Source organism: Yersinia massiliensis CCUG 53443 (assembly GCF_000312485.1).
Lineage (GTDB): Bacteria > Pseudomonadota > Gammaproteobacteria > Enterobacterales > Enterobacteriaceae > Yersinia > Yersinia massiliensis.
On sequence record NZ_HE997646.1, the window covers coordinates 150,091 to 160,589 of the forward strand.

Here is a 10,499-nt window from a genome sequence, read left to right on the forward strand (position 1 = left end):
GGGGATGCAGCGCAGCATACTGCAACAACATAATCGTCTTCCCATCCTTAATCCGCCCATCGGCCACCATGGCTAGCGCCTCGGTGAAGGGCAGTTCGACAAGATCAATGACTTCATCTTCGACGCCAAGATCATCGGTGATTTTCTGGTCTGGATGATATTCAGCGGCAAAGAAATGAATAATTTCGGTGACGCCACCGGGTGACATATAGGCTTCGAACAGCTTTTGCACCTTATCTATCTGGTAGCCGGTTTCTTCCATGGCCTCACGGCGAATGCACTCTTCCGGTGAATCGTTATCCAATAATCCGGCGCAGGTTTCTAGCAACATTCCGGTTGGGTTGCCATTCACGTAGGTGGGCATACGGAACTGGTTGATCAATAGCACGGTGCCTTTTTCACGGTTATACAGCAGGATGGTCGCGCCGTTCCCTCGGTCATACACTTCGCGGATTTGCTGTACCTTGGTGCCATCTTCAGTGATTAAATCAAAGGTATATTTATGGAGTTTGAACCAATTCTTAGATAAAACTTCACTCTGAATATTGTCTATTTTGACTGACATGGCGCTTCTTCTCTAAATGTAACGGTATAAATGATCAATCGTTGCCCAAATCGATATCATTTCACGGTTCTTATCCAGCCTTACTATGTGAGGCACTGTTCGATATTGCAATAAAAAATGCCTTGTCGACATCACGTCCACAAGGCATTTCAGCACGATATTATTTATCCCGTCGCATCAAGGGCGCTGGGAATTAAAAGCCGGTCGGCACCGTCTTCATGTCCGGCAATTTATGGGCGATCCCCTTATGGCAGTCGATACAGGTCTTGCCTTCGGTAATCGCCTTACTGTGCATTTTCGCCGCCACGGTTTTCTGCGCGGTGAAATCCATATTGTCGAAGTTATGGCAGTTACGGCACTCTTGCGAGTTGTTGGCTTTCATCCTCGCCCATTCACTTTCGGCCATGGTCAGGCGATGTGCCTCGAACTTCTGTGGAGTATTAATCAAGCCGATAGTCTTGGCGTACAACTCTTTACTGGCCTTGATTTTACGCACCATTTTTGGCCCCCACTCATGGGGTACGTGGCAATCTGGGCAGGTTGCCTTCACACCACTGCGGTTGCTGTAGTGAATGGTGCCCATGTATTCCTGATAAACGTTGTCTTTCATTTCATGGCAGCTAATACAAAACTTCTCGGTATTCGCCATCTCCATACCGGTATTAAAGCCACCCCAGAAAATGATGCCACTGACAAAGCCAATCAGCAGTAAAGTTCCGAGTGCCAGTCGGCTTGGCCGACGCCACCACTGCCATATCCGGCGGATAACACCCGGCTTTTTCGTTTCACTCATCACTGGCCTCTCTCATCGCTAATCTCAAAGTCATACCTGGGTTATTGACCAAAACCAGGAGCGGGTTGGAAGCTGTTACCGACAATAGGTGCAGCATCGGTTTGCGGTACATGGCATTGCAGACAGAAATAGCGGCGTGGAGAGACTTCACTCGACACTTTGCCATCGCGGTCAATGAAGTGGGTCGGGCTAACACGCGGTGCACCGGTGGTGCGGTAATGCTCAACACCGTGGCATTGCAGGCAGCGGTTGGTATTTTTGCTGACTTGGTAGCCATCCACACTGTGGGGGATCATCGGTGGCTGGTTAACATAGTTCAGCGCCATCCGTTGTTGCTGTTTTGGCATTTTCACCGCGCCTTCTTTCGTGCCAGAGACTTCCGGTGATTGGGATAAGTCCATCTCGACATTGCTGGCCGCGTTGACCGCCCCGGCCATCACCAATACCGCCAACAGCGATACTATCGATAAAAACCGGCGGTTGAATGATTTAAACATGGTGCTATTCATGACTTCCTCCTGAAAGACAGCGTCTTTGCCTGAGCTTCCCTGGATATTATTATCAGTAAGTGGCAACACTCGCCCCGCAGGGCGAGCAGCCTATCACGCCACGACTCGCGCCAATTTCACTGCACATTTTTTAAAGTCAGTTTCTTTGGATAACGGATCGGTCGCGTCCAGCGTCAGGTTATTCACTAACTGCGCGGCGTCGAAGAATGGCATATACACCAGACCTTGCGGCGGGCGGTTACGGCCACGGGTTTCCACCAGCGAAATCACTTCACCACGGCGTGAAATCACTTTGACTTTATCGCCACGGCGTAAATCGCGGGCTTTGGCATCCAGTGGATGAATAAAGAGCACGGCTTCTGGGAACGCACGATGTAACTCAGGTACGCGGCGAGTCATTGAACCGGTATGCCAATGTTCCAGTACGCGCCCCGTGGAGAGCCACAGATCGTATTCTTCATCCGGGCTTTCGGCTGCCGGTTCGTAAGGCAGCGCGAATATCACGGCTTTACCGTCCGGCTTGCCATAGAAGCGCACTTCCTCGCCCTTCGGAACGAAAGGATCGAAACCTTCGCGGTAACGCCACAGCGTTTCTTTGCCATTCACGACCGGCCAGCGTAAACCGCGTTCCTGATGGTAGCGATCGAAAGGTGCCAAATCGTGGCCATGACCACGACCAAAATCGGCGTACTCTTCAAACAACCCTTTTTGAATGTAGAAGCCGAAATCGCGAGCTTCATCATTAAGCTGATCAGCAGGGATTTCACTCAGCGGGTATTTATTCACCACGTTGTTGGCATAGAGCACGTCATACAGTGTCTTGCCGCGATATTCCGGTTTTTTGTTCAGCAATTCAGCAGGCCAAACCTCTTCTACTTTGAAGCGTTTCGCGAACTCCACCATCTGCCACAAATCGGATTTTGCTTCACCCGGTGCGGGCACTTGCTGACGCCAGAACTGCGTGCGACGTTCCGCATTACCGTAAGCGCCCTCTTTCTCTACCCACATTGCCGTCGGTAGGATAAGGTCAGCCGACAGTGCACTGATCGTCGGGTAAGGGTCAGAAACGACAATAAAGTTACGCGGATCACGCCAGCCCGGCATACGATCTTCGTTGATATTCGGGCCAGCCTGCATGTTGTTGTTGCACATGACCCAATAAGCATTGAGGGTGCCGTCTTTCAGCGCACGATCTTGCGCCACCGCATGCAGGCCCACTTTTTCGGGGATAGTCCCTGCAGGCAGTTGCCATTTGGTTTCGGCAATCTGGCGGTGTTTTTCGTTGGTGACAACCATATCTGCTGGCAAGCGGTGAGAGAATGTCCCCACTTCGCGGGCCGTACCACACGCGGAAGGCTGGCCCGTCAGAGAGAAAGGCCCAGAGCCGGGTTTAGAAATCTTGCCGGTTAACAGATGCAGGTTGTAGCACATGTTATTGGCCCACACACCGCGAGTGTGCTGGTTGAATCCCATGGTCCAATAAGACACTAATTTTACGTTCGGATCAGCGTACAGCTTAGCCAGCGACTCTAATTGGTCTTCCGGCACGCCGCTCATTTTAGCGGCTTTTTCGAGGGTGTATTCCGCGACAAAGGCTTTGAAGTCATCAAAGCTCATGGGTTCGGAGGCATCGCTGCCTGGGTTTTTGGCCGCTTTTTCTAATGGATGCGTTGGCCGTAAGCCGTAGCCGATATCGGTCGCGCCACGACGGAAATTCACATGGCGGTCAAGGAAGGCTTGGTCAACAGCATTGTTTTGAATGATGTAATTGGCGATGTAATTCATGATCGCCAAATCCGTCTGTGGAGTGAAGACCATCGGGTTGTCTGCCAGCTCAAAGCTCCGGTGTTCATAGGTGGAGAGCACGGCGATTCTGACATTATCGTTAGTGAGGCGGCGGCTGGTCATACGTGACCATAAAACTGGGTGCATTTCCGCCATATTGGAGCCCCAGAGCACAAAGGCATCCGCTTCTTCAATGTCATCGTAACAACCCATTGGCTCATCCATGCCAAAGGTGCGCATAAAGCCCACCACGGATGAAGCCATACAGTGACGAGCATTAGGATCCAAGTTGTTAGAACGGAAGCCTGCTTTCAGTAATTTTGAAGCGGCATAACCTTCCCAGACGGTCCACTGGCCGGAACCGAACATCCCAACCGCCGTTGGGCCTTTTTCCTTCAGCGCATTTTTGAATTTCAGTTCCATGATATCAAAGGCTTTTTCCCAACTGACTGGGGTAAAATCGCCTTCTTTATCGTATTGGCCGTCTTTCATACGCAGTAGCGGCTGGGTCAGACGGTCTTTGCCGTACATGATTTTAGGCAGGAAATAACCTTTGACGCAGTTCAAGCCGCGATTGACCGGTGAATCAGGGTCACCTTGCGAGGCCACGATGCGGCCATTTTGCGTACCCACTAAGACACCACAGCCCGTACCACAGAATCGGCAAGGTGCTTTATCCCATTTTATTGCATTTGATGTCTCGCCCACGACGGCTTTCGCGACCGTGGGTATGGTCAATCCGGCTGCGGCGGCTGCGGCGACCGCAGCATTAGCCTTCATAAAATCCCGGCGACTGAGTTTCATGGCATTTCCTCACCTTGCTGATCCTGCTGGTGATAAACCAGCGATACAGCCAGCACACCATCCAGATTACGTGCTGACTCAATATATTTCAGGAGCACGTCTGAGCGCGCTGCCTGCATCACCACCACCAGCTTGCCTTGAGTGGCATCACTGGTCGGTATTTCTGTATTCGGAATTGCGAGCAAGCTCTCAGTCAACTGCGCAAATCGCGCGGGTTTGGCTTGCAAGACTAATCCGCATACATGCCACTCTTTATCGTCCATCATCACTCCGAGTGAGGGTTACAGCCTGAACAGGGCAACTGGATAGGCAGGCACCACATCCCGTACACGCGGGTAAATCGAGTTCGGGCTGAGCGATACCATTCAGGCGTGGGCGGAATTTAATCGCCCGTGTTTCACAACTGTCCTGACAGCTACGGCATTCAACATCGTGAAAAGGCAAACAAAGGTCTGAAATGTTGATTTTAAGTGACCAAGGTGCCTGTTCTGTTGAGGTAAAAACATCTGCTTCACACGCGTGCGCGCAAGCTTGGCAAAAACTGCATTCCGCACGCTGAAAATCTATTTCAGGGAAACCACCACTGCCCACCACTAATACGCCGGTTTCGCAGGCGGTTACGCAGGCATGGCATCGGGTACAACCCGCAATAAAATTTGCCTCCATCACAGACCAAGGAGGGCGAAAAACAGTCATTTGTTGTTTGTCTGCTCGCCAAGAGCCGGTCAGTAATTTACGCCGTGATAAATCAGTCATGCTGACATCCTTAATACCTACTGGCGCATCCGCGTGAGCGATAGAGATGATTCGTTTAACACCTGACGCTTAATATTGCGTTGATGATAATTATTCTTATTTATAGGAATGAAGATGCTACCCAGTGTTGACGTACTAAATACAGAATAATGGGTAATAAAATAATTACTCTTTAGAGTTAAACGATAGTAGATATTGAGCAGGATCAATTAATTTAGTGGTTATTTGCCTGATTTATCACTGATAAATCTATTTGCGTTATTTCCTTATTTATATAACGATTGAGTTAATGAGAATGACTATCAAATCAATATGATAATTAGGTCGTTATTTCTTCTGGTAGAAAACTTTCATTAAATGACGGTGGCTGATGCTTTCAAACAATCGCCTCAGTCTTTATACGTAAAAATAGAGTTCCTATCGGAACACTCTTATACTACGGGGAGAGTTATCACAGGAAACTCACTCAGACTGCGGTACACTTACAACATAAGTCAGCTAACAGTGATGGCTAACGTAAACGCCTTCATTAGCGACCAAAATGATCAGCAGTTACAAAATAGCCACCAGTTAACAACCTATATTTATATCTTTTATCATTGGCATTGCAGGTTATCAGCCAGCAAAGGGTCCCCGAAAAGCGAACTTAAGTTTTAGTGCGCGGGATCAATCAGTATCGCTCACCACGGCGGTGCTACGCTAAGAAAGGTATAAATTTTTTTCGGTTACAGGGACATCCTTATTATGACTAAATGTCACACTATTATGATCGTTGATGATCATCCGCTTATGCGCCGGGGTATTCGCCAACTCCTTGAATTAGATAGTAGCTTCGATGTCGTGTCGGAAGCCAAGTGCGGGAGCGACGCCCTTATTGAAGCGGCGAAACACCAACCGGATGTCATTCTGCTCGATCTTAATATGAAGGGCATGTCAGGGCTGGATACATTAAAAGCATTACGTCATGAAGGCATTGATGCGCGAATTATTGTCTTGACCGTTTCTGATGCTCGCAATGATGTGTACGCAATGATTGATGCGGGAGCGGATGGCTATTTGCTGAAAGACAGCGAACCTGAAATATTGCTGGAGAATATTCGCCAAGCGGCACAAGGCCAAAAAGTATTCAGTGATGAAGTCTCGCAGTATTTATCTTCTCGTCACGAGCAAATTAATCCTTTTGCTGAATTAACTGAACGCGAGCTCGATGTGCTACAAGAAGTAGCGCGTGGCATGTCCAATAAGCAAGTGGCCTTTGAACTGCATATTTCGGAAGAAACCGTGAAAGTGCACATTCGTAATTTATTACGTAAATTGAATGTGCGTTCACGTGTCGCAGCCACCATTATGTTTTTAGAGAGTAAAAAATACGCGTAGCTGCCCTGCTCACTTATCACCACGCCACTATTCTCTAGCCGCAAGGCTATTGAATGGCCGCCAAAATGAAATCATGGTGATCATTGATCCATTTTTTGTTCAGCGGCCCCCAACTCTCTATCTGGTAATAGCCCGCATTATTTCGAATACCATCCTGCACAAACGTCAGCGTGATCCCCAAACCGGGTAGCGCCTTTAAGACGTCTTGCAATGTGCGCCGCGGCCAACCGGTTAATTCCATCAAACGTGGAACATTCATTGAGTCATGGCTGCTAATGAGCCAACACAGATAGAGACGACGAGCAAATACCGGATTGAGTTCCATACCGCTTCCTAAATTAAGTGACTGCTATTGAGTCTACTTGATAGCCAAAAAAAGACCTGTTTATGCGATAGCTGACAAAGTGCCGATAGTGGAGAGGGCAAGCAGATCGTAAAGACGCCGTAAAATCATCCCTGATGGCTCGAGCCGCGCCATCCTTGGCGCGGACGCTTTACTCTTCTGCCTGTCCTCACCGTTCTAGTCCGAGTCATCGGTGTTTGTCAGCAGTCTGGTTTATCACTTTTTTTTGCCTCAGCGTAAATTAACTCCGTGTTCTTGATGTTTTTTACAGGTTCTCCATATTTTCTTCACGTTTCCTTCAGCATTCACAGGTAGAGTGCAAAGTTGATTCTGCTGCAAATAATTTCTTTCCTAATAGAGGCTGGCACTGCATGGCAAATTTTTTCATCGACCGCCCGATATTTGCTTGGGTATTGGCGATAATTATGTGTCTTACTGGGGCATTGGCAATCTCAACCTTGCCGGTTGAGCAATACCCCAATCTGGCACCGCCTAATGTGCGTATCAGTGCCTCCTATCCCGGTGCCTCTGCACAAACACTGGAAAATACTGTCACGCAGGTCATCGAGCAAAGCATGACGGGCTTGGATAATCTGCTGTATATGTCCTCGCAGAGCAGCAATTCCGGTAGCGCATCCATTACCTTGACGTTTCAGGCGGGCACTAACCCTAACGAAGCCATGCAGCAAGTCCAGAATCAGTTGCAATCTGCCATCAAGAAACTGCCACAAGATGTGCAGCAGCAAGGCGTTTCCGTCTCAAAGTCCGGTGATAACACCTTGATGATGGTGGCGTTTGTTTCCACCGATGGCAGCATGGATAAGCAGGATATTGCCGACTATGTTGCCAGTAACCTGCAAGACCCCCTGAGCCGAATCGAAGGGGTGGGGAGCATTGATGCTTTTGGTTCACAATATGCCATGCGTATCTGGCTAGACCCCAACAAACTCAATAATTATCAGCTCACAACGCAAGATATTGTCAGCGCGATTCAATCTCAAAATAGCCAGATCGCTGTCGGTCAATTGGGCGGAACGCCATCGGTCGACAATCAAGCCTTGAACGCCACTATCAATGCACAATCCCAATTACAAACGCCCGAACAATTTCGAGAAATTACACTGCGGGTGAATCAGGATGGTTCACTGCTCACTTTGGGCGATGTGGCAAAAGTCGAATTGGGTGCCGAAAAATATGACTATCTCAGCCGTTTTAACGGGCAAGCCGCATCGGGGATGAGTGTCAAACTGGCATCAGGGGCGAATGAGTTACAAACCGACGCACTGGTGAAAGCAAGATTAGCCGAACTGGCCCCTTTCTTCCCTCATGGGTTGGAAGCCAAAATTGCTTATGAAACCACCCCGTTCGTGAAAGCCTCTATTAAGGATGTGGTCAAAACACTGGTAGAAGCGGTGTTGCTGGTTTTCTTGGTCATGTACTTGTTCTTGCAAAACTTCCGCGCCACCCTGATCCCGACCATTGCCGTGCCCGTGGTATTGTTGGGAACTTTCGCCATTCTATCGGTATTTGGCTTTAGTATTAATACGTTAACGCTATTTGCCATCGTGCTCGCCATTGGATTGTTGGTTGATGATGCCATCGTGGTGGTGGAAAACGTCGAGCGGGTGATGAGTGAGGAAGGGCTAGACCCGCGCGAAGCAACGCGTAAGTCTATGGGGCAAATCCAAGGCGCATTAGTCGGGATTGCCTTGGTGCTGTCTGCCGTGTTCATTCCAATGGCCTTCTTCGGTGGTACCACAGGGGCGATTTACCGCCAATTCTCCATTACCATCGTCTCAGCCATGGTGCTCTCGGTTCTGGTGGCACTGATCCTAACACCGGCACTTTGCGCCACCATGCTCAAGCCCATCAAACCGGGGCATCATCATGCCAAACGCGGTTTCTTCGGCTGGTTTAACCGCATGTTTGATCGTAGCGCCCATCGTTACGAGCGCGGTGTAGCCCGTGTCTTGCACCACAGCCTGCGTTATATACTGCTGTATTTACTGTTGTTGGGTGGATTGGCGTTGCTGTTTGTCAAATTACCCACCTCATTCTTACCGTTGGAAGACCGCGGCGTGTTTATGGCGCAGGTTCAGCTTCCTGTCGGTTCTACCCAACAACAGACCCTTAAGGTGGTTGAGAAGGTCGAGGACTACTTCCTGACCGCTGAAAAAGAGAATGTGCTGTCGGTGTTTTCAACGGTGGGTTCCGGCCCCGGTGGTAACGGCCAGAACGTGGCGCGGCTCTTTATCAGGCTATCAGATTGGAGCCAACGCAAGAGCAGTGATGACTCGTCCTTTGCCATTATTGAACGTGCGACCAAAGTGTTTAATCAAATCACCGAGGCCAGAGTCTCAGTCAGTAGCCCCCCTGCCATTTCAGGCTTAGGGGGTTCCTCTGGTTTTGATATGGAGCTGCAAGATCACGGCGGTTTAGGCCACGATAAGTTGATGGCAGCCCGTGACCAATTGTTGCAAATGGCGGCGAAAGACCCAGCGCTGACACGGGTACGGCATAACGGATTAGACGATAGCCCGCAATTGCAGATAGATATCGATCAGCGTAAAGCACAAGCGCTGGGCGTATCACTGGATGATATCAACAACACGCTAAAAACAGCGTGGGGGTCGACTTACGTGAATGACTTTGTTGATCGTGGGCGGGTGAAAAAGGTTTATGTGCAGTCCGAAGCCACGGCTCGTATGCTGCCGGAAGACGTGAACAAATGGTATGTGCGCAATAAAAGTGGCGGAATGGTGCCCTTCGCCGCCTTTTCTACCACTCGTTGGGAATACGGTTCACCACGGTTAGAGCGTTATAACGGCTACTCGGCGCTAGAGATTGTCGGCGAGGCCGCGCCGGGTGTCAGTACCGGTACGGCGATGAATGTGATGGAAGATTTGGTGAAGCAGTTACCCAATGGCTTCGGTTTGGAATGGACGGGTATGTCTTATCAGGAGCGTTTATCTGGCTCTCAAGCCCCTGCCCTGTATGCGATTTCACTGTTAGTGGTGTTCTTGTGTCTGGCGGCATTGTATGAGAGTTGGTCAATACCCTTCTCCGTCATGCTGGTGGTGCCGCTTGGGGTGATAGGTGCGGTTGCTGCAACTTGGCTGCGCGGGTTGGAGAATGATGTTTATTTCCAAGTGGGACTGTTGACGATTATCGGGCTGTCGGCAAAGAACGCGATTTTGATTGTTGAATTTGCCAATGAATTGAACAACAAAGGCAAGGATTTGGTCGAGGCCACACTGGAGGCGTCACGTCAGCGGTTGCGGCCTATTTTGATGACGTCACTGGCGTTTATTTTTGGCGTTCTGCCGATGGCGATCAGTCAAGGCGCGGGATCAGGTAGCCAGCATGCAGTCGGGACAGGGGTGATGGGGGGGATGATTTCAGCCACCGTGCTGGCGATTTTCTTTGTGCCACTGTTCTTCGTACTGGTTCGCCGCCGCTTCCCCGGCAGACCACCGCGCGCGAAGGAATAAAGGCGGCAAACGAGAGAGTCCCGATGAGCTGACATCAGTCAGTGATTCGGGCGCACGAGCGCAGCCAACACCGCTG

Annotated in this window: 9 protein-coding genes; 2 read left to right on the forward strand and 7 right to left on the reverse strand. The window is 49.8% G+C overall.

Translation table 11 applies throughout. The features are described 5' to 3' along the window. The 6 genes from nudK to napF all read right to left on the reverse strand — a co-directional run. Nucleotides 1-565: GDP-mannose pyrophosphatase NudK (nudK, locus tag BN68_RS15460; RefSeq protein ID WP_019212071.1), on the reverse strand; the 565-nt coding region annotated here is incomplete at its 3' end. A gap of 193 nt (nucleotides 566-758) precedes the next feature. Next, nucleotides 759-1,358: a cytochrome c-type protein NapC gene (gene napC / locus BN68_RS15465; protein ID WP_019212072.1), complete on the reverse strand. Its 600-nt coding sequence runs from the start codon at nucleotides 1,356-1,358 to the stop codon at nucleotides 759-761. 41 nt (nucleotides 1,359-1,399) lie between these two features. Then, complete coding sequence (napB, locus tag BN68_RS15470; RefSeq protein ID WP_072102637.1) at nucleotides 1,400-1,855, reverse strand: nitrate reductase cytochrome c-type subunit; 456 nt, start codon at nucleotides 1,853-1,855, stop codon at nucleotides 1,400-1,402. Between the two features lie 105 nt (nucleotides 1,856-1,960). Continuing rightward, on the reverse strand, nucleotides 1,961-4,456 hold the full coding sequence (gene napA, locus BN68_RS15475) for a nitrate reductase catalytic subunit NapA (RefSeq protein WP_019212074.1): 2,496 nt from the start codon (nucleotides 4,454-4,456) through the stop codon (nucleotides 1,961-1,963). Continuing rightward, entirely contained in the window at nucleotides 4,453-4,719 is a 267-nt protein-coding gene (gene napD, locus BN68_RS15480) for a chaperone NapD (protein WP_019212075.1), read from the reverse strand. The genes napA and napD overlap by 4 nt, the downstream gene beginning before the upstream one ends. Then, nucleotides 4,709-5,212 (reverse strand): ferredoxin-type protein NapF, encoded by a 504-nt coding sequence (napF, locus tag BN68_RS15485; protein WP_019212076.1) that lies wholly within the window; start codon nucleotides 5,210-5,212, stop codon nucleotides 4,709-4,711. The genes napD and napF overlap by 11 nt, the downstream gene beginning before the upstream one ends. 744 nt (nucleotides 5,213-5,956) lie before the next feature. Here napF and BN68_RS15490 point away from each other — a divergent pair. After that, nucleotides 5,957-6,589, forward strand: a complete 633-nt coding sequence (locus tag BN68_RS15490; RefSeq protein ID WP_042806852.1) for a response regulator — start codon at nucleotides 5,957-5,959, stop codon at nucleotides 6,587-6,589. Nucleotides 6,590-6,635: 46 nt separating this feature from the next. On the opposite strand, the gene BN68_RS15495 is transcribed toward BN68_RS15490, so the two are convergent. Further along, nucleotides 6,636-6,914, reverse strand: coding sequence for a winged helix-turn-helix domain-containing protein (locus tag BN68_RS15495; RefSeq protein WP_019212078.1), 279 nt, complete (start codon nucleotides 6,912-6,914; stop codon nucleotides 6,636-6,638). A 389-nt stretch (nucleotides 6,915-7,303) separates the two neighbouring features. On the opposite strand from BN68_RS15495, the gene acrD reads away from it, so the two are divergent. Beyond that, nucleotides 7,304-10,423, forward strand: a complete 3,120-nt coding sequence (acrD, locus tag BN68_RS15500; RefSeq protein ID WP_019212079.1) for a multidrug efflux RND transporter permease AcrD — start codon at nucleotides 7,304-7,306, stop codon at nucleotides 10,421-10,423. Nucleotides 10,424-10,499: the final 76 nt, after the last annotated feature.

Bases quoted from the DNA above. Each gene is read 5' to 3' on its own strand.
- napA (WP_019212074.1), bottom strand. From the start codon at position 4,456: ATGAAACTCAGTCGCCGGGATTTTATGAAGGCTAATGCTGCGGTCGCC.
- napD (WP_019212075.1), bottom strand. From the start codon at position 4,719: ATGGACGATAAAGAGTGGCATGTATGCGGATTAGTCTTGCAAGCCAAA.
- BN68_RS15495 (WP_019212078.1), bottom strand. From the start codon at position 6,914: ATGGAACTCAATCCGGTATTTGCTCGTCGTCTCTATCTGTGTTGGCTC.
- napC (WP_019212072.1), bottom strand. From the start codon at position 1,358: ATGAGTGAAACGAAAAAGCCGGGTGTTATCCGCCGGATATGGCAGTGG.
- acrD (WP_019212079.1), top strand. From the start codon at position 7,304: ATGGCAAATTTTTTCATCGACCGCCCGATATTTGCTTGGGTATTGGCG.
- BN68_RS15490 (WP_042806852.1), top strand. From the start codon at position 5,957: ATGACTAAATGTCACACTATTATGATCGTTGATGATCATCCGCTTATG.
- napB (WP_072102637.1), bottom strand. From the start codon at position 1,855: ATGTTTAAATCATTCAACCGCCGGTTTTTATCGATAGTATCGCTGTTG.
- napF (WP_019212076.1), bottom strand. From the start codon at position 5,212: ATGACTGATTTATCACGGCGTAAATTACTGACCGGCTCTTGGCGAGCA.